This is a genomic window from Bradyrhizobium sp. CCBAU 11357 (assembly GCF_028128865.1).
Classification (GTDB): domain Bacteria; phylum Pseudomonadota; class Alphaproteobacteria; order Rhizobiales; family Xanthobacteraceae; genus Bradyrhizobium.
In genome coordinates this window covers 107,863-125,754 of sequence record NZ_LBJW01000016.1, presented here as the reverse complement: position 1 = coordinate 125,754, position 17,892 = coordinate 107,863, and the positions used below count along the sequence as shown (strand labels likewise).

Genomic DNA, 17,892 nt, shown 5'->3' with positions numbered 1-17,892 from the left:
AAGACAAGAACACGGCGCGCGATCGCCGCCGCGGAGGAAGCCATGCAACAGCAGAGTGCGGACAGGATCGATCTCGCCGGCCTCGTCGCCGATCTCAACAGCCTTTTGCGGCTGAAGACGAATGTGATCGGCATGAAGCTGTTCGCGAGCGTCGCGGAGATGGAGGCGATCCCGAAGATCCGCCGCCCGAACGCAATTCACACCACCGACCAGATCGTCAGCATGGCCGCGCGCCTGGGCTGGACCGTCGGTATCACCGCCGACGATCTCGTAGGCGCGCAATGCCGCGCCGTGATCGGTCTCAGCCCGCAGGACGAGAAATGGCTCGCCGGCGAAAACTATGTCGGGGTCTGGCACGGCACCGCGGAAGACGCGCGCAAGCGCCAGGAGGCGCTGGACGTGGTTCCGTTCGGACACTATCAGGCGCTCGTCGTCAGTCCGCTGGCGAGCGGCCGGCTCGATCCGCCCGACATCTGCCTCGTCTATGCAACGCCCGGCCAGATGATTATCCTGATCAACGGGCTGCAATATACCGGCTACAAGAAATTCGAATGGGGCGTGGTCGGCGAGACCGCCTGTGCGGATTCCTGGGGGCGGGCGCTCAAGACCGGGGAGCCCAGCCTGTCCTTGCCATGCTATGCCGAACGGCGCTATGGCGGCGTGCCGGACGAGGAGATGCTGATGGCGTTGAAGCCCTCGCATCTCGCCAAGGCAATTGTTGGCATGAAGGCGCTGGCGAAGAACGGCCTGCGCTATCCGATCCCGCCCTATGGCATTCAAAGCGACGTCCGTGCCGGCATGGGCGTGAGCTACGCGAAGAAGTAAAGGCCGATCATGAGCTCTGCGAAATTCGACATCGTCGTCTACGGCGCGACCGGTTTCACCGGCCAACTCGTCGCCGAATATCTGGCGGCGCATTACCAAGACGACAAGGCGCTCAAATGGGCGATGGCGGGCCGCAGCCTCGACAAGCTGAAATCGGTCCGTGATGCGATCGGCGCACCGGCCGACACGCCGCTGATCGTCGCGGATGCGTCGGATGCGGCGTCGCTGAAGGCGATGGTGGCGCAGACCAAGTCGGTGATCACGACGGTCGGTCCGTATCAATTCTATGGCGAGGATCTGCTAGCTGCCTGCGTCGCTGCGGGTGCGGATTATTTCGATCTCTGCGGCGAGCCGGTGTGGATGCGGCAGATGATCGACAAGTACGACGCGGCCGCCAAGGCGAGCGGCGCGCGCATCGTGTTCTCCTGCGGCTATGATTCCGTGCCGTTCGAGCTCGGTACCTTCTTCGTGCAGGAAGAGGCAAAGCGCGTGCTCGGCGCGCCGGCGCCGCGCGTGAAGGGCCGCGTGCGCGACATGCGCGGCACGCTGTCAGGCGGCACCGCGGCGAGCGCGAAGGCGACCTTCGATGCCGTCGCCAAGGACCTCAGCCTCGTCGCCATCCTCAACGATCATTTCGCGCTGACGCCGGGTTTCACCGGTCCGAAGCAGCCCAAGGGCAACAGGGCCGTCTTCGAGGAGGACCTGCAATCCTGGGCCGCGCCGTTCATGATGGCGCTGATCAACACGCGCAACGTCCACCGCTCCAACATGCTGATGGGCTTTCCCTACGGCCAGGACTTCGTCTACGACGAGATGGTCCTGACCGGCGCCGGCGAGAAGGGCGAAGCCAACGCCAAGCGCGTCATGGCGGCCAATGCCGAGAAGACCGGGCCGAACGCGCCGAAGCCGGGCGAGGGGCCGTCGAAGGAGGAGCGGGAGAACGGCCTGTTCAACCTGCTCTATGTCGCGATCGCCCCAGACGGCCGCATGGTCCGCGCCGGCGTCACCGGTGATCGCGATCCCGGCTACGGCTCGACCTCCAAGATGATCTCCGAATGCGCGATCTGCCTGCTGCGTGATGCGAGCGACGTTCCCGCCGGCTTCTGGACGCCGGGCGCGGCGATGCAGCACAAGCTGATCAAGCGGCTGCAGGACAACGCGGGGCTGACGTTCAGGGTGGAGAGCTAGTTCGGTATCGTAGGGTGGGCAAAGCGGAGCGTGCCCACCGCTTCTATTGCGATTGCGGAGAGATGGTGGGCACGGCGCAAGTGCGCCTTTGCCCACCCTACAGCAGCGGAGTCCTACGCCGCCCGCGCGTCATAGGCGTACATGAAGTCCATGCCTTTGGCGCCCAGCGGCAGCAGCCATTTCAGCATCTGATTGCGGACCCAGGCGCCGGTGGCGCTGAACTCGCGCTTGCTGTTGCCGTTGCGCCGGGCCATGGCAACGATCTTCTCGGTGCGCGGGCGGCGCTCGGCCTCGAATGCCCTAAAGGTGGCGCCGAGCTCCTGGCCCTCCTGCATCAGCCGCGCGAAGCGCATCGCGTCCTCCAGCGCGAGCGAGGCGCCTTGGCCGGCATGGGGGCTGGTTGCGTGCGCGGCATCGCCGATCAAGAGCGAACGCTTGCGCGACCAGGTCGGCAGGGTCGCGACATCGAGCGTGTCGGTGACGACGATGGTCTCGGCCGCTTCGATGATGGCGGGAATCGGATCATGCCAGCCGTGATGAAAGCCGCGCAGATGCTGCTTCAGCGTCGCAGGGTCAAGCGCGCGGAACATCGCCGCGTCCATGCCGTGTGCCGGCTGCGTGCTCCACCACATCACGCCGTCCATCGGATCGGGGCCGCAATAGCCGTAGCCGAAGAAGCCGCTCTGGCCGAACGTCGTTTCGACGTGATGGCCAATGGATCTGCCGTCGAGCACGGCGTGCGGCACGAAGCCGCCGAAGCCGATCAGGCCGGTGTCGAACGGCTGCGGGCCATCCGGTACGACCTGGCGGCGCACGACCGAGTGAACGCCGTCGGCGCCGATCAGGAAGTCGCCTTCGGCGGTGGTGCCGTCGGCGAAGTAGGCGATGATCGGCTGGTCGCCGCGGTCCTCGATCTTGATCAGGCGCTTCTCGAAATAGAGCGAGACGCAGGCGCACCAGGCCTTGTCGATCAGGATCTCGTTCAACGCGGCGCGGGCGATGTTGACGGCCGGCTGGCCGAAGCGCCGCGCCATGTCGCGGTTGATCGAGCCGAGCTTCTCGCCGCGCTGCGAGTAGAAGTCGAAGGCTTCCGCGACCGAGCCGCGACTGATCAGCTCCTTCGCAAGCCCGATCTCGTCCAGGACATGCATGCCGTTCGGTGCGATCTGCAGGCCGCCGCCGATACCTTTCGAATAGGGCCACGCCTCGTAGATCGCGGATTCGATGCCGGCGCGGCGCAGCAGGATCGCGGCGACGGGTCCAGCGATGCCGGCGCCGATGATCAGCGCCTTGCGGGGACGGTGGGCCATGGCTTGCTCCCGACGTTTGCGTGGTGCTAGGAGAAAATACGGTCGCTAAATATCTTAGCGACTAAGATATATATCAACTAAGATAAGAGGCCGGTCTTGTCAAGGACGAAGGTGCGCGCGGCGCTGTTGCTGGAGCTCGAAGAGGCGATGCGCAGGTCGTCGGCGCAAGGCGTGCTCTACGGCCAGACCGTCGCCAACGTTGCCGGAATTGCCAATTCCGACCTCGAATGCATGGACATCCTCTATCTCGAGGGCCGCGTCACCGCGGGCCGGCTCGCCGAGGTCACGGGTCTGACGACCGGTGCGATCACCGGGGTGGTCGACCGGCTCGAGAAGGCTGGCCTCGTGCGCCGCGAGCGCGACGAGAAGGACCGCCGCAAGGTTTTCATCGCGGTCGTGCCCGAGGCGATCGCGAAGCTCGGCCAATTCTACGTGCCGATGCAGCAGGCGATGGAGAAGGTCTTTGGCGCCTATTCCGAGGAGGAGCTGCGCTTGTTGCTGCGCTTTGCCAATGAGGCTTACAAGGGTGTGCTGGCGGCAACCGAGGCGCTGAAGGGGCTGCTCGACACGCCGCCGGAGAAGCGGCCCGAGCTCAAGCTGAAGAAGCGTCCTCGCCGGTCCTAGTCTTGTAGGCCTGCGCGGCCGCGATCATGCCCCACACCGCGCCCAGCATCATCCAGAAGTGCCGCCAGTGGTCGGTGTCGATCACGAAGCTTTCGCCGACGGTGCCGAGGAAGGCGGAAAACACCGCGAGGTAGGCGCGCTGCCACGGCACGCGGATGAAGACGTGGCGGAAGCCCATGATGACGGTGGTGAAGACCAGCGCGGGATAGCACACGCCGGACAGCCAGCCGCCGGACATGAAGGCGTTGAGGTAGGAGTTGTGGGTGTCTTCGGGGAAGTAGCGGTGGAATTGCAATGGGCCGATGCCGAACGGCAGGTCGAGCGCCATTTCTGCGCCGAGGATGTGGCGGCCGAAGCGTCCGAAGCGGCCTTCGTCATAGCTCTGGTCGAAGCTCGCGCGCTGCTTGAACATCTCCGCGGTGGCATCAAGCGACAGCAGCACGGCAATCAGCGCGAGGCCGAGCACCGCGGCGACGATCGCCATGATGACGATGCGCGAGCGTTGCGCATTGGTGCGGCTGGTCAGCACCATCAGCGCCAGCATGAAGGCGGAGGTCAGCACCAGGCCGCCCCAGGCGGCGCGCGAGAAGGCGAGCAGGATCGCCAGCGACATGATGCCGAAGGCGATGACGTTGCGGAAGGCCTTGGCCAATTTGTCGGAGACCACGCTCTGGAGCGCGAACAGCGCCGGCAGGATCAGGAAGGCGCCGAGCACGTTCGGGTCCTTGAACGTGCCGCGCGCGCGGCCGTAGAGCGTCAAGAGGTCGTTGCCGCCGGGAATCAGGTGGAAGTAGCCGGCTATCGCCAGCAGCGAGGCAATCATCGCGCCGACCACGAGGCCGCGGCGGAGCATGTCGAGCCGGGCCGCCGTGTCTTCCGAGGTGACCATGGCGAAGAACAATACGGTCACAGCCATATACCAGGAGGTCGCGATCCAGCTCACCACCTCCGTCTGCTCGAACAGCGGGATCGCGCTGATGGTGTAGCCGACGTTGAGCAGGATCAGCATCAACAGCAGCGGCATCAGCACGAGCCGCAGGCGCAGGCCGGTGGCGAAAAAGGTGACGGTCGCGAGCAGCGTCGCGATCTCGTAGGGGCTCGGCTCGATGAAGACGATGGCGCCACAGGCGCCGACCAGCCACACCAGCGCGCGCTGGAGCGCAAGCACGCCGGGCGCGGCTACGTTCACTCCACCGGCTGTCGCCGCATACGCCATCACACGCTCATACGCTTACGCAACCGGTACGCCACAAACACCGCTGTCATGCCCGGTCGAGCCGGGGCATGACGGAAACTCAATACGCGTTCTCGTTCTTGGTCAGCAGCGAGACCGGCGTCTTCAGGAGAATGACGAGGTCGAACAGCACCGACCAGTTCTCGATGTAATAGAGGTCGAACTCGACGCGCTTCTGGATCTTCTCTTCGTTGTCGATCTCGCCGCGCCAGCCGTTGATCTGGGCCCAGCCGGTGATGCCCGGCTTGACGCGGTGGCGGGCGAAATAGCCGTCCACGGCTTCGTCGAACAGGCGGCTCTGGAGCTTGCCCTGCACCGCATGCGGGCGCGGGCCGACCAGCGAGAGATTGCCTGAAAACACCACGTTGAAGAGCTGCGGCAGCTCGTCCAGGCTGGTCTTGCGGATGAAGCGGCCGACGCGGGTGACGCGCGGATCGTTCTTGGTCACGACCTTCGAGGCGGTCGGGTCGGCCTGGTGGTGGTACATCGAACGGAACTTGTAGACGTCGATGCGCTCGTTGTTGAAGCCGAAGCGCTTCTGTCGGAACAGCACCGGGCCGGGGCTGTCGAGCTTGATGGCCAGCGCGACCAATCCCATCACCGGCAGGGCTGCAAGCAGCGCGAGGCTGCCGACGATACGGTCGAACAGCCATTTCATCACCAGGTCCCAGTCGGTGATCGGCGCCTCGAACACGTCGAGCGTCGGCACCTCGCCGAGATAGGAATAGGAGCGGGGCCGGAAGCGCAGCTTGTTGGTGTGGGCGGAGAGGCGGATGTCGACCGGCAGCACCCAGAGCTTCTTCAGCATCTCCAGGATGCGCGTCTCCGCCGAGATCGGCAGCGCGAACAGCACGAGGTCGACGCGGGTGCGGCGGGCAAACTCGACGATGTCGTCGACCTTGCCGAGCTTGCGCGCGCCGGCGCAGGTGTCGAGCGCGCGGCTGTCGTTGCGGTCGTCGAACACGCCGAGCACGTGGATGTCGGAATCCTCCTGCGCATTCAGCGCCTCGACCAGCTGCTCGCCGTTGCTGTCGGAGCCGACGATGATGGTGCGGCGGTCGAGCCGGCCCTGTCGTGCCCAGGCGCGGACCAGTGCGCGCAGCACCAGGCGCTCGGCCATCAGGGCTGCGAGCCCGAGGAAGTAGAAGGCGGCGAGCCACAGCCGCGACATTTCGCTGCCGAACTTGGCGAAGAAGGAGATGCCGATGAAGAGCAGGAAGACGAACGACCAGGACGAGATCATCCGCGTCATCTGCCGGAGCTGACCACGGAACAGCTGCACCTGGTAGATGTCGGCGGCCTGGAAGCAGACCACGGCGGCGAGAGCGACGGCGATGACCTCGGCTGGATAGATCCAGCTGAACGCCCCCGCGAGCGGCATGACATAGCCAAGATAGACTGCGATGCCGACGAGGCTCAGCAGCGTGAAATCGGCAAGGCGCACGAAACCGGCAATTACGATCGGCGAATAGGCACGCGCGACCTTCTGGTTGACGACGTCGAGCGCCGCAGGCGAGAGCCGGCGGCGGCGCTCCACGAAGGGCTGGTCAGCAGGCTTTGCCGCAGCGCTGGCCGCGGCATCGAACATCGAGCGTGCGTTGAGCGGTTCCACGGGCGTCCACGTCCATTCCAAAACCCGCGGCACGGCCTTGCGCGCCCGGGCAAGCATCCCCTGGCGCTTCGATTATCGGACAAATCGGAAGATTCTCTAAAGCTGGACTTAAGGATGGTTAATGATTGGCAAATGCGTCGCGATAGCCGGCGAGCACGCCCTCGACCATCGCGGCCTGCGAGAAATGCGCCGAGATGCGCTCGCGCAAGGAGACCGCGCGTTGCGCCGTGGTGTGCGGATCATCGAGTGCTGCGGCGATCGCCTCCGCCATGGCTTCGGGATCGCTGGGCGCGAACAGCGCCGGGCTGTCGGCGCCCAGGATCTCGGGGATGCCGCCGATCTTGGATGCGATCATCGGAATGCCCGCGGCGCCGGCCTCGATCACCACGTAAGGCATGGAATCGCCGCGCGAGGGGACGACCAGCAGCCGCCCCTTGGAGAAGCCGTAGCGCGCCTTGACGTGACCGATGAAGCGGATGGCGCTCGCGAGGCCGAGCCGCTCGACCTGTGCCTTCAGCGCGGCCGTTTCCTCGCCGTCGCCGCCGAGCGTGAGCGTGACCTTCTTGCCGCCCTCGTGCAGGCGCGCCACGGCGTCGACCAGCAGGTCGGCGCCTTTGATGTGCCTGAACTCGCCGACATAGCAGAGGTCGGTCGCATCCTCGGCGGTGATGACCGGCTCGAATTCCTCCGGCGTCACGCCGTTGAAGACGCAATGCACCACGCCCTTGGGCGTACCGACGATGCGCTGATAGGTGTCGCGCGCAAAGGCACTCTCGAACAGGAACAGGTCCGTCGAATCCATCAACGCGCGCTCGAGCCGCGCGTAGAACTCGCCCTTGAAGGTGTTGAGCGGGTAGTGCAGCGAGCCGCCGTGCGGGGTGTAGATGCGAATCGTCTTGTCCGAGCGTCGCCGCATGCGGATGAAGGCGCCTGCCTTGGCACCGTGGCCGTGCATCACGTCGGGCTTGAGTGCGGCGATGAGCCGCCGCATGCGGAGCCATACCAGGACGTCGTCCGGCGACGGTTCGCGGCGGATCGCCATACGGTGCACGCCGAGCTTCAAGCGCGGCGCGAGCTCGGTCAGCGCCTTGTCGGCGCGCTCGCCGCCGGTGAGGCTGTCGGCGAGGATGCCGACATGATGGCCGCGGTCGACCTGGCCGTTGGCGACGTCCAGGATATGGCGGAAGATGCCGCCGACCGGAGCGCGCACGGCGTGAAGGATGCGAAGCGGCCGGTCGGGAGAGGGGGGCATGATCAAAACCAGCTCGACGGCGAATGCCGAACAATTGTCGCGAAATAATCGCGATGGATTAAGGGGTCTCGTGGTTAACAAACGGTGACGGACGCGCGCGCGTCGGGCGCGTGCTGTCGCGATTAACCCAGCGGCAACCTTAATGGAGTGTAATCGCCCCGGTTGAGGTAGAGTCGCAGCGTTGCCCTGCGGGAGTGTTCGATGCGTTTAGCGTTCTGGCGTGCCGGCAAGGACAGGGCTGTGATCGAGCGGGCTGTCGCGAAGTCCAAGAGCGAGGCTGCGCCCAAGATCGAAGCCACCATCGAAAAGATCGACGCCAAGATCGAATCGAAGCCTGCGTCCGTCAGCGCGAAGCCGGAGCAAGTCGAATCCGGCGATATCGACCTGCACGCGCTCGGTGCCGCCCTGGCGCGCAAGCGCGGTTGGGTCATCGTGCCGACGGTGCTGGCGCTCGTTGCGTCGCTCGCCATCGTCAACCTCGTCACGCCGCGCTACAAGTCCGAAACCCGCATCCTGATCGACGGCCGCGAGAACGTGTTCCTGCGCCCGAACAGCGACCGCACCGAGGAGCGGCAGGCGCTCGATGCCGAGGCCGTTACCAGCCAGGTGCAGCTGGTGCTGTCGCGCGATCTCGCGCGCGAGATCATCAAGAAGAACAAGCTCGCCGAGCGCCCCGAATTCGATCCCGTCCTGCAGGGCATCTCGCCGTTGAAGTCGCTTGCCGCGCTCATCGGCATCGGCCGCGATCCGTTCGCGATGACGCCGGAAGAGCGCGTGCTCGATTCCTATTACGAGCGCCTTCAGGCCTACGCCGTCGACAAGTCGCGCGTGATCGTGGTCGAATTCCAGTCCGCCGATCCCGAGCTTGCCGCGCGCGTCGCCAACTCGATCGCCGACGGCTATCTCGTGCTGCAGCAGGCGGCGCGACAGGAGCAGGCCAAGAACGCCAGCCAATGGCTTGCCGGCGAGATCGAGAATTTGCGCAAGAAGGTCTCGGAGGCCGAGGCCAGGGTCGAGGACTTCCGTTCCAAGTCCAGCCTGTTCGTCGGCACCAACAACACCACACTGTCGAACCAGCAGATGGGCGAGGTCAACACCCAGCTCAACAATGCGCGCTCGATGAAGGCGGATGCGGAATCCAAGGCACGGCTGATCAAGGAGATGCTCCAAAGCGGCAAGCCGATCGAGGCATCCGAGGTTGTGAATTCCGAATTGATGCGCCGGCTGTCGGAGCAGAGGGTGACGCTGCGGGCGCAGCTCGCCGAACAATCGTCGACGCTGCTCGGCAATCATCCCCGGATCAAGGAGCTGAAGGCGCAGCTCGGCGACCTCGACAATCAGATTCGCGACGAAGCGGCCAAGATCTCGCGCTCGCTCGATAGCGACGCCCGGATCGCCAGCGGCCGGGTCGATGGCCTGACGGTGAGCCTCGAGCAGCTCAAGAAGCAGGCGGCCTCCACCAACGGCCAGGACGTCCAGCTCCGCGCGCTCGAGCGCGAAGCCAAGGCGCAGCGCGATCTGCTCGAGACTTATCTTGCCAAGTACCGCGAGGCCAACACCCGCGAGACTATCGACACTGCGCCGACCGATGGCCGCATCATCTCGCGCGCCATCGTCTCGAACACGCCGGCCTATCCGAAGAAGCTGCCGATCGTGCTGATCGCGACGATCGCGACGCTGCTGCTCTCGTCCGGTGTCGTCGTCACCGGCGAGCTGCTGCGCCAGACAGCGCCGCGCGCGGCGATGGGCCCGGTGCGGGCGCCGGTGCATGAGGAGCGGCGGGTCGTTCAACGGGCCATCGAGCCCGCGGTCGACAGGGCCGGCGAACCAATATTGGATCCGGTGTTGGCGGAGCCCGCGCCGCTGCAGCCGGAGATGACGGCCGATTTGGACACCGGCGAATTCACCGAGATCGAACGTCTGGCCGACGATCTGCGTGCCGCGGGCGCCGCGGCCAAGAAGGTGACGGTGCTCGGCACCGCGACTGGCGAAGCCATCACGCTGTCGACGCTGACGCTGGCGCGGAACCTGGCGCGCGATGCCCGCGTCGTCGTAGTCGATCTCGCCGCATCCTCGCCGACGATTGCCGCAGTCTCCGTCGATGCGCAGTCGCCGGGCCTTGCCGAGCTGATGCAGGGCGAGGCCTCGTTCGCGCAAGTCATCACCCGGGACAAGCTGTCGCGGCTGCATCTGGTCATGGCCGGCCGTCCCGGCTTCGACCGCAGCCTGCTGCAATCGCCGCGCGTGGCGCTCGCGATCGACGCGCTGCTGCGGGCCTACGATCACGTGTTGATCGACGCCGGCAGCGCCTCCGACCTTCCAGCCGAGCTGTTGACAGCGCATGCCCGCGCCGTCGTGGTGCCTGATGCCGCGATGGCCCCGGATGCGCGCACGCAGATGTGCGAGCAGCTGCGAGCCGTCGGCTTCAGCGCGGTGACGATGCTGAGCAAGCCGGTGCAGCCGTCCGATGCCGCCGAGACGCCGCGCGTGGTAGCGGCGTAGGCCTTCTTGCCGCGCGCTCGAATTCGTAGGGTGGGCAAAGGCGCCCTTGCGCCGTGCCCACCGCCTGTCCAATGCAGTAACGGAAGACGTGGGCACGCTTCCGCCTTCGCGCTACGGCGGACAAGTCGCTTTGCCCACCCTACGATATTGGCGTTTGTGGAGAGATCTTACCCGAACGCCTGCCGCAGCCGGCGAGCCATGTCGAACAGCATCTGGTTCTGCTTCACCAGCCGCTTGCCGTGGCTGAGCGAGGACATCGCCATCGCCGCGAGCTTGCCGCGCGAGGTCAGCGGGACGAAGCTGTCGAAGATCGCATCGTCGTCCTTGCAGAACATCCGCTTGTAATCGTCCGAACCGATGCCGAGGTCGAGCGAGCGGTAGCCGCGCTCGCCATAGCGGTCGATGATGTAGCGCATCAGGATCAGGCCGGGGCTGTAGCGGGCGTGCTCGGTCATCGTGTAGGTGTTGAACATCATCGAGAAGCGCTGGCCGTCGGCGACGCCGGCGAAGATCGCGATCACCTCCTCGTCGCATTCCAGCGCATGGATGTCGATGACATGACCTTCACCGCGCGGCGCAAGGCAGGCGCTGCGGACGAATTGCTCGACGCCGGGTTCGGCGAAGACGTTCGGGAGCTTCTGCTCCGCCATCCGCGCCGGCTTGACGCGGAAGAACCAGTCGAGCAGGCGGGTGATGTCTGCGTCTGACGTGGCCAGGTGATAGCGATAGCCGGCGAGGGACTGAAGCTTCTTTTCCTTGCTCTTGAGACGGCGGCGGAGGGAATTGCTGATCCGCGATGCCGGCGGGCCGCCCGGCTCCATCAGCAGCCGCGGACAGGCGTTGATCGCGCGCTGCCGCGGCAGGGCTGCAAACGGGTTCTGTTGGTCGTGCCAGCGCTCGGGCTGCTGCGTCAGCGCGAGCACGTCGACGTGCTCACCGAGCGGCGCAAGCAGTGCATCGAGATCGGCGCTGACGGCCTCTGCCGCGAACTCGGCGTTCCACAGGCCCATATTGAAGGTCGTGTGCTTGCCGCCGATGAAGCAGGCGGTGCGCATGCCGTGGCGCTCGCGCAGCGAGAGCGGCAGCAGCAGGAGCGGCCGGCGCTCGGCGTCGCGGGCGATCACGATGAACGGCCGCGCACCTTCATGCTCGCCGACCAGTCGCTGCCACGGGCCGAGCAGGTCGAAGCGCTGGTAGGGCGTGAAGAGATGGCCGTGTTCCTCGAAGGCACGCCAGACCGCCTCGGCCTCGGCGAGATCGGTGACGATATCGACCTGCGCAATACGGCTCGCTTTCGACCGCGCTGGCGCTTCTGCCGTCCGGCTTTGCATCGCCGCAGCCATGGTCATTCGCGAAACCTGTCGAGAAATCGAAAATACGTATTTCGGCCTGTGGCCGACCTTTGCAAACAAAGGTCAACAAAGGGTAATGACGATGGCAGAGGGAACGGACCGCCGGCGCGCGCGAAAGGTGGGATTTTGGCTTCCGACGACAGATGGCTGGAACGGCTGCGCCTCGAGCTGGCCTGGTTCACCGGCCAGGCCATGCTGCGCAGTCGCGGTGCCGGCGCCATCCTGCGCTTCCAGCACGTGCGGCCGCAGCGGCGCGGATTTCAGCCGCTGCGCGAGCACGAGATCACGCCGCAATTCCTCGATCGCGCCATCCGCGCGCTGAAGCGGTGGAAGTACGATTTCCTCGGCATGGACGAGGTCTGCCGGCGCGCGGTGACGCTGCCGGACAAGCGGCGCTTCGTGGCGCTGACCTTCGATGGCGCCAGCAAGGATCTCATCACCTACGCCTATCCGGTGCTGGCGCGTCACGCCGTGCCCTTCACGATCTATGTGCCGACCGCCTTTCCCGACGGCGTCGGCGAGGCCTGGTGGCTCGGGCTGGAGCAGGTGATCGCACGCGAGAGCCGCATCAGCCTGATGATGGGCGAGAAGGAGCAGCGCTTCACCGTCGCCGACAAGGCCGGGAAGCGGGCGCTGTTTTCGTATCTGGAGAGCTGGCTGCGCTCGCTGCCGCCGGCGGATCTGTCGGCCGCGATCGCCGATCTCTGCACGCGCTACCGGATCGACCTCGCCGCGCTCTCCCGCGAGGCGTCGATGGATTGGGAAGACCTCGCCAGGCTCGCCGCCGATCCGCTCGTGACGATCGGCAGCGCAACGGTGAACTATCCGGTCCTGGCCAACCTGAAGGATGCAGCTGCACTGCGTGAGATGACGATGGGCAAGGCCGTGGCGGAATCGGCTTTCCAGCGCGAGATTAGGCATTTCGCGTTCCCGTTCGGCGACCGCGCTTCGTTCCGGCGCAGCCACGTCGTGATGGCGGAGGAGGCGGGCTTCGCCAGCGCGGCCTCGACGATCCCGGGCATCGTTGAGGCGGAGGGACGCACAAACTTGCGCGCGCTGCCGCGGATCCCCTGGGACGGGCGCGTGCGCTCGCTGCGGATGCTGCGCGTGCTGGTCTCGGGCGTCGCCTTTGCGCCGGTGAGGCCGACCGGGAGCGCTACGAGCCGGACTTGACGCGGTCGGGCCGCTGCATCCAGCTCACGATCGGCATCGCCGGCAGCACCCAGCCCATGCCGACCACGACATAGTAGATCGCCTGCCGCCAGCCGGATTCGGCGATCCACGGCATCTGCGCCGCCGCCATGCCGAGCAGGGCCCAGACGGTGGCCAGCACCAGGAGCAGAATGGCGCCGAGGAACTTGCGGGTGCGGATCGTCATGGCTGGGACTTTAAGGCTTTCGCGTAACTTGCGCTGCGGGAGCGGGGGACTATAAGGGGCACGCAATCCGGTTCAAGTCTCTTAGCCACAGGCTTGGTTTTGTCTCTGAAATGACGACGATTTCCGCCCCATCCGAGCCGCATCGCGCCGTGCGCTGGTGGCTGATCTGCGTGGCCGCGCTGATCGCGCTGATGGTGCTGGTCGGCGGCGCGACACGGCTGACGGAATCCGGCCTCTCGATCGTCGAATGGAAGCCGGTCACGGGCAGTGTTCCGCCGCTGTCGGAGGCGGCATGGGCGGAGGCGTTCGAGGCCTACAAGCAGATTCCGCAATATCGCGAGCTCAATTCCGGCATGAGCCTGTCCGAGTTCAAGGAGATCTTCTGGTGGGAGTGGAGCCACCGGCTGCTCGGCCGCTTCATCGGCGTCGCCTATCTCTTGCCGTTCCTGTTCTTCCTCTGGCGCGGCGGATTGTCGGGTGAGCTGAAGCGCAGACTGTGGCTGCTGTTCGCGCTCGGCGGGCTGCAGGGGGCGGTCGGCTGGTGGATGGTGGCCTCGGGCCTCACGGAGCGGGTCGAGGTGTCGCAATATCGGTTGGCGACGCATCTTTCGCTCGCGCTCCTGATCTTCGCCGGCATCGTCTGGACGGTGCGGCGGCTCAAGGAGCGGCCGCAGATCACCGCGCCGGCGCGGCTGCGGTTCACAAGCGCGCTGCTGCTCGTGGTGACCTTCGTGCAGATCTATTTCGGCGCACTGGTCGCGGGCCTGCGTGCCGGGCGGGCCTACAACACCTGGCCTGAGATCGACGGGGCGCTCATCCCGTCGGCGGAGCGGCTGTGGTTCGAGACGCCGTGGTGGCGCAATATGTTCGACAATGTGCTGACGGTACAGTTCGAGCACCGCATGACCGCCTATGTGCTGTTCGTGCTCGCGCTGCTGCACGCGATCGACGCGGTGCGATTGCGCGCAGGCGCGGCTGCGAGCGGCGCGCTGTGGCTGTTCGCGGCGGTGAGCGTGCAGGCGGTGCTCGGCATCCTCACGCTGCTCAACCAGGTGCCGATCGGTCTCGCGCTGGCGCACCAGGCGGTTGCGATCGCGGTGTTGACGCTGGCGGTGATGCAGGTCGAGCGCCTCGCCTCACGACAATCCGCGCAAGCGCAGCCGCGCGCGGTCCCCGTGGGTCAGCCCGGCTGATCACCATCAGCCCGGCTGATCAGCAATAGCCGTAGACGCCGCACGCATAGGGCAGGCGCCAGAAATAATCGACCTGCTTCCCGCCGTAATACGCGCCTTGATAATCGTAGCTCCAGGGGCGGCCGTAATAGCCCGGCAGGGTGTGCGAGCCCGGCAGCAGCGGCGTACCAGGCAGGTTGCGGATATAGCTGCCGATGCCATAGGCCGGCGAGATCAGTGCATCCGGATCGGTCTCGACATAGACCTGTGGCGGGTCCTGCGGCGGCCCGGCCGCGCGCCGCTTCGGCGTCGCCGGCAGATCGGCGGCAACGGCAGCCGAGACCGTCAGCATCACTGCCAGGGCGGGCACCATCCAGCGCAGCATCGTCGGCTCCGAATCAAAGGGGCGATCCAAGGACGATGTATGGGGCAGATATGGTTAATGAGGGTTAACCGGCGGCGGCCGAAACGGCCGCCGTCGTTCCGGGGCGCTACGCCCCCAGCGCCTGCTCCAGATCTGCGATCAGGTCTTCCTTGTCCTCGATGCCGATCGAGAGCCGGACCACGTCGGGCCCGGCGCCGGACTTCACCTTGGCGGCGTCGTCGAGCTGGCTGTGCGTGGTCGAGGCCGGATGGATCACCAGCGAGCGGGTATCGCCGACATTGGCGAGGTGCGAGAACAGCTGCAGCTTCGACACCAGGCTGACGCCGGCATCATAGCCGCCCTTCAGGCTGAAGGTGAACACCGCGCCGGCGCCCCTTGGCGCGTATTTGCGCGCGAGCTGGTTGTACTTGTCGTTCGGCAGGCCAGCATAGCTCACCGAGGCCACCGCAGGATGTCCCGCGAGGTATTCGGCAATGGCCTTGGCATTGTCGCAGTGCTTCTGCATGCGCAGCGGCAGCGTCTCGATGCCGGTCAGGATCATGAAGGCATTGAACGGCGACAGCGCGGGGCCGAGATCGCGCAGGCCGAGCACGCGGCAGGCGATCGCGAAGGCGAAATTGCCAAAGGTCTCCTGCAGGCGGATGCCGTGATATTCGGGGCGCGGCTCCGACAGCATCGGATATTTGCCGCCGGTCGACCAGTCGAAGGTGCCGGCATCAACGATGATGCCGCCGAGCGAGTTGCCGTGGCCGCCCAAAAATTTCGTCAACGAGTGCACGACGATGTCGGCGCCGTGATCGATCGGGCGGATCAGGTACGGCGAGGCCAGCGTGTTGTCGACGATCAGCGGCACGCCCGCCTTGCGTGCCACGGTCGAGACCGCCTCGATGTCGGTGATGCTGCCGCCGGGGTTGGCGATGGACTCGATGAAGATCGCCTTGGTGCGCGGCGTCACCGCGCGCTCGAAGCTTGCGATGTCGTCGGGATCGGCCCACACCACGTTCCAGCCGAAGCTCTTGAAGGCGTGCGTGAACTGGTTGATCGAGCCGCCATAGAGTTTTCGCGCGGCGATGAACTCGTCGCCGGGCTGAAGCAGCTGCTGCAGCACCACGACCTGCGCGGCATGCCCGGAGGCCACCGCGAGCGCGGCCGTGCCGCCTTCGAGCGCGGCGACGCGTTCTTCCAGCACGGCGTTGGTGGGATTGCCGATGCGGGTATAGATGTTGCCGAACGCCTGCAGGCCGAACAGCGAGGCGGCGTGGTCGGCATCGTTGAAGACGAAAGAGGTCGTTTGATAAATCGGAGTTGCGCGCGCGCCGGTGGTGGGGTCGGGCTGTGCTCCGGCATGCACGGCAAGCGTTGAAAATCCCGGAAGGCGATCGCTCATTGAGGGCGTCCTGTTCTTGTGGCCTGAAAATCGCGCGGCATGCTGATCGGCGCCGCGTTCCACGTCAAGGCGCGGCTTCACATCAGGATCATTTTGGGAATGATCGTGCTACGCATTGTCGCGTTCGAGAAACGAAGCCTTCGCAAGTGCGTCAGCTTTGCTCGCTCTTGTTCTTCGCAGCACGATCCGATGCGGCGGTGTTGCCACCGCCGACACTCATCCGATTGAGGGATAGCCGCATGCCCTGCGTCGGCGCCGGCGCGCGCTTGGAGCTGAGCGTGCGCGAATTCACGCCCATCCACGAGATTTCGGACGACAGGCGGCCATATTCGATCTTGGGGCAGCGGTTCATGACCACCTTGATGCCGACTGATTCCGCTTTCGCCGCAGCGGCATCGTCGCGCGCGCCGAGTTGCATCCAGATCACCTTCGGCAGCGGGTCGAGCGTGAGCGCCTCGTCGACGACGGGCATGATGTGGCTGGAGTTGCGAAAGATGTCGATCATGTCGACGGGACGGCCGATGTCCGACAGGGACGCGACGAACGGCTTGCCGAGCAACTCCTTGCCGACATGGCCGGGATTGATCGGGATCATGTCGTAGCCGCGCTGCGCCAGATATTTGAACGCGAAATAGCTCGGCCGCACATTGACCGGCGAGGCGCCGACCATCGCGATCGACTTCACGCTGTTGAGGATCCCGCGGATGTAATTGTCGGGATAGGCGTCATGGTTCATTTGTCGTTCTTCTTTCTTGTCATTGCGAGGAGCGAAGCGACGAAGCAATCCAGGCTGTTTCCGCGGAGGGATTCCTGGATTGCTTCGCTTCGCTCGCAATGACGAATTTCACTCATCCCGCCATGTCGGCGCGCGCTTCTCGATGAACGCGCCGATGCCTTCCTCGGCATCGCGCGCCATCATGTTCTCGGTCATCACCTCTGCGGCATAGCGATAGGCGTCCGCAAGGCTCATCTCGGCCTGGCGGTAGAACGCCTCCTTGCCAAGCTTGATCGTGTAGGCGGATTTCAGCGCGACCTGTTGCGCGAGCTCGATCGCGGCGCCGAGCTCGGTGCCGGCAGGCACCACGCGGTTGACGAGACCGATCTCGCGGGCGCGGTCGGCCGTGACAGGCTCGCCCGTCAGCAGCATCTCCATGGCCTGCTTGCGCGTCACGTTGCGCGACAGCGCCACCATCGGCGTCGAGCAGAACAGTCCGATGTCGATGCCGGGCGTAGCGAACTTCGCCGCCTCCGATGCGATCGCCAGATCGCAGCTTGCCACCAGCTGGCAGCCCGCCGCGGTGGCGATGCCCTGGACGGCAGCGACCACGGGCTTGGGCAGGCGCACGATCGCCTGCATCATGGCACTGCATGCCGTCATGATCTGCGCAAAATAAGCCCGGCCGCGATCCGCATCGGTGCGGCGCGCGGTCAGTTCCTTCAGGTCGTGGCCGGCGGAAAAAGCCGGGCCGTTGGCTGCGATCACGACCGCACGGATGTGCTTGTGTTCCGCGATCGCATTGAGGCTCGCATGCAGCTGGCCGATCATTGCCTCCGAAAGGCTGTTGCGCGCGGCTGGTCGGTTCAGCGTGAGCACGGCGACGCTGCCGACGATCTCGCGCAGCAGGATCGGCGGTTGCGGTGAGGGGGCGCGGGCGGCCTGGGAGGACATTG

The 17,892-nt window shown here is 65.7% G+C and carries 16 protein-coding genes; 6 read left to right on the top strand and 10 right to left on the bottom strand.

Going from position 1 to position 17,892, the window contains the following annotated elements; translation table 11 throughout:
* Nucleotides 1-42: 42 nt before the first annotated feature.
* Together XI05_RS03925 and XI05_RS03920 are read left to right on the top strand one after the other, a co-directional pair.
* A complete protein-coding gene (locus XI05_RS03925; protein WP_271498793.1) occupies nucleotides 43-825 on the top strand; it encodes a DUF169 domain-containing protein in 783 nt (260 codons plus the stop codon).
* Nucleotides 826-834: 9 nt separating this feature from the next.
* Entirely contained in the window at nucleotides 835-2,013 is a 1,179-nt protein-coding gene (locus tag XI05_RS03920; RefSeq protein WP_271498790.1) for a saccharopine dehydrogenase family protein, read from the top strand.
* 113 nt (nucleotides 2,014-2,126) lie between these two features.
* Here the strand turns inward: XI05_RS03920 and XI05_RS03915 are convergent, their stop codons facing one another.
* Nucleotides 2,127-3,323: an FAD-dependent monooxygenase gene (locus tag XI05_RS03915; protein ID WP_271498787.1), complete on the bottom strand. Its 1,197-nt coding sequence runs from the start codon at nucleotides 3,321-3,323 to the stop codon at nucleotides 2,127-2,129.
* A gap of 147 nt (nucleotides 3,324-3,470) precedes the next feature.
* Between XI05_RS03915 and XI05_RS03910 the strand changes: the two genes are divergently transcribed.
* Nucleotides 3,471-3,947 carry a MarR family winged helix-turn-helix transcriptional regulator gene (locus XI05_RS03910; RefSeq protein ID WP_271499220.1) on the top strand — a complete coding sequence of 159 codons (477 nt, stop codon included), beginning with the start codon at nucleotides 3,471-3,473 and terminating at the stop codon, nucleotides 3,945-3,947.
* On the opposite strand, the gene XI05_RS03905 is transcribed toward XI05_RS03910, so the two are convergent.
* From XI05_RS03905 to XI05_RS03895, 3 genes are all read right to left on the bottom strand, one after another.
* The gene (locus XI05_RS03905; protein WP_271498783.1) at nucleotides 3,916-5,163 is read right to left on the bottom strand and encodes an O-antigen ligase family protein; all 1,248 of its coding nucleotides are present in this window, start codon (nucleotides 5,161-5,163) and stop codon (nucleotides 3,916-3,918) included. The two genes, XI05_RS03910 and XI05_RS03905, sit on opposite strands and share 32 nt — an antisense overlap.
* A gap of 79 nt (nucleotides 5,164-5,242) precedes the next feature.
* Nucleotides 5,243-6,793 (bottom strand): undecaprenyl-phosphate glucose phosphotransferase, encoded by a 1,551-nt coding sequence (locus tag XI05_RS03900; protein ID WP_271498780.1) that lies wholly within the window; start codon nucleotides 6,791-6,793, stop codon nucleotides 5,243-5,245.
* A 118-nt stretch (nucleotides 6,794-6,911) separates the two neighbouring features.
* Nucleotides 6,912-8,045: a glycosyltransferase family 4 protein gene (locus XI05_RS03895; protein ID WP_271498777.1), complete on the bottom strand. Its 1,134-nt coding sequence runs from the start codon at nucleotides 8,043-8,045 to the stop codon at nucleotides 6,912-6,914.
* 201 nt (nucleotides 8,046-8,246) lie between these two features.
* On the opposite strand from XI05_RS03895, the gene XI05_RS03890 reads away from it, so the two are divergent.
* Nucleotides 8,247-10,547 carry a GumC family protein gene (locus XI05_RS03890; protein WP_271498775.1) on the top strand — a complete coding sequence of 767 codons (2,301 nt, stop codon included), beginning with the start codon at nucleotides 8,247-8,249 and terminating at the stop codon, nucleotides 10,545-10,547.
* Between the two features lie 167 nt (nucleotides 10,548-10,714).
* On the opposite strand, the gene XI05_RS03885 is transcribed toward XI05_RS03890, so the two are convergent.
* The gene (locus XI05_RS03885; RefSeq protein WP_271498773.1) at nucleotides 10,715-11,896 is read right to left on the bottom strand and encodes a GNAT family N-acetyltransferase; all 1,182 of its coding nucleotides are present in this window, start codon (nucleotides 11,894-11,896) and stop codon (nucleotides 10,715-10,717) included.
* A 129-nt stretch (nucleotides 11,897-12,025) separates the two neighbouring features.
* Between XI05_RS03885 and XI05_RS03880 the strand changes: the two genes are divergently transcribed.
* Complete coding sequence (locus XI05_RS03880) at nucleotides 12,026-13,072, top strand: polysaccharide deacetylase family protein (RefSeq protein ID WP_271498770.1); 1,047 nt, start codon at nucleotides 12,026-12,028, stop codon at nucleotides 13,070-13,072.
* On the opposite strand, the gene XI05_RS03875 is transcribed toward XI05_RS03880, so the two are convergent.
* Nucleotides 13,056-13,277 carry a DUF2842 domain-containing protein gene (locus tag XI05_RS03875; RefSeq protein ID WP_018320088.1) on the bottom strand — a complete coding sequence of 74 codons (222 nt, stop codon included), beginning with the start codon at nucleotides 13,275-13,277 and terminating at the stop codon, nucleotides 13,056-13,058. The two genes, XI05_RS03880 and XI05_RS03875, sit on opposite strands and share 17 nt — an antisense overlap.
* Before the next feature lie 110 nt (nucleotides 13,278-13,387).
* On the opposite strand from XI05_RS03875, the gene XI05_RS03870 reads away from it, so the two are divergent.
* The gene (locus tag XI05_RS03870; RefSeq protein ID WP_271498767.1) at nucleotides 13,388-14,470 is read left to right on the top strand and encodes a COX15/CtaA family protein; all 1,083 of its coding nucleotides are present in this window, start codon (nucleotides 13,388-13,390) and stop codon (nucleotides 14,468-14,470) included.
* A 19-nt stretch (nucleotides 14,471-14,489) separates the two neighbouring features.
* Here the strand turns inward: XI05_RS03870 and XI05_RS03865 are convergent, their stop codons facing one another.
* The 4 genes from XI05_RS03865 to XI05_RS03850 form a co-directional block, all read right to left on the bottom strand.
* A complete protein-coding gene (locus XI05_RS03865; protein ID WP_271498765.1) occupies nucleotides 14,490-14,834 on the bottom strand; it encodes a hypothetical protein in 345 nt (114 codons plus the stop codon).
* A 106-nt stretch (nucleotides 14,835-14,940) separates the two neighbouring features.
* Nucleotides 14,941-16,221 (bottom strand): O-acetylhomoserine aminocarboxypropyltransferase, encoded by a 1,281-nt coding sequence (locus XI05_RS03860; protein ID WP_271498762.1) that lies wholly within the window; start codon nucleotides 16,219-16,221, stop codon nucleotides 14,941-14,943.
* A gap of 151 nt (nucleotides 16,222-16,372) precedes the next feature.
* Entirely contained in the window at nucleotides 16,373-16,957 is a 585-nt protein-coding gene (locus XI05_RS03855) for a CoA-binding protein (RefSeq protein WP_271498759.1), read from the bottom strand.
* Between the two features lie 108 nt (nucleotides 16,958-17,065).
* The gene (locus XI05_RS03850; protein ID WP_271498755.1) at nucleotides 17,066-17,890 is read right to left on the bottom strand and encodes an enoyl-CoA hydratase; all 825 of its coding nucleotides are present in this window, start codon (nucleotides 17,888-17,890) and stop codon (nucleotides 17,066-17,068) included.
* Between the last annotated feature and the right edge of the window lie 2 nt (nucleotides 17,891-17,892).

Bases quoted from the DNA above. Each gene is read 5' to 3' on its own strand.
- XI05_RS03925 (WP_271498793.1), top strand. From the start codon at position 43: ATGCAACAGCAGAGTGCGGACAGGATCGATCTCGCCGGCCTCGTCGCC.
- XI05_RS03920 (WP_271498790.1), top strand. From the start codon at position 835: ATGAGCTCTGCGAAATTCGACATCGTCGTCTACGGCGCGACCGGTTTC.
- XI05_RS03915 (WP_271498787.1), bottom strand. From the start codon at position 3,323: ATGGCCCACCGTCCCCGCAAGGCGCTGATCATCGGCGCCGGCATCGCT.
- XI05_RS03910 (WP_271499220.1), top strand. From the start codon at position 3,471: ATGCGCAGGTCGTCGGCGCAAGGCGTGCTCTACGGCCAGACCGTCGCC.
- XI05_RS03905 (WP_271498783.1), bottom strand. From the start codon at position 5,163: ATGGCGTATGCGGCGACAGCCGGTGGAGTGAACGTAGCCGCGCCCGGC.
- XI05_RS03895 (WP_271498777.1), bottom strand. From the start codon at position 8,045: ATGCCCCCCTCTCCCGACCGGCCGCTTCGCATCCTTCACGCCGTGCGC.
- XI05_RS03890 (WP_271498775.1), top strand. From the start codon at position 8,247: ATGCGTTTAGCGTTCTGGCGTGCCGGCAAGGACAGGGCTGTGATCGAG.
- XI05_RS03885 (WP_271498773.1), bottom strand. From the start codon at position 11,896: ATGACCATGGCTGCGGCGATGCAAAGCCGGACGGCAGAAGCGCCAGCG.
- XI05_RS03875 (WP_018320088.1), bottom strand. From the start codon at position 13,277: ATGACGATCCGCACCCGCAAGTTCCTCGGCGCCATTCTGCTCCTGGTG.
- XI05_RS03870 (WP_271498767.1), top strand. From the start codon at position 13,388: ATGACGACGATTTCCGCCCCATCCGAGCCGCATCGCGCCGTGCGCTGG.
- XI05_RS03865 (WP_271498765.1), bottom strand. From the start codon at position 14,834: ATGCTGCGCTGGATGGTGCCCGCCCTGGCAGTGATGCTGACGGTCTCG.
- XI05_RS03860 (WP_271498762.1), bottom strand. From the start codon at position 16,221: ATGAGCGATCGCCTTCCGGGATTTTCAACGCTTGCCGTGCATGCCGGA.
- XI05_RS03855 (WP_271498759.1), bottom strand. From the start codon at position 16,957: ATGAACCATGACGCCTATCCCGACAATTACATCCGCGGGATCCTCAAC.
- XI05_RS03850 (WP_271498755.1), bottom strand. From the start codon at position 17,890: ATGTCCTCCCAGGCCGCCCGCGCCCCCTCACCGCAACCGCCGATCCTG.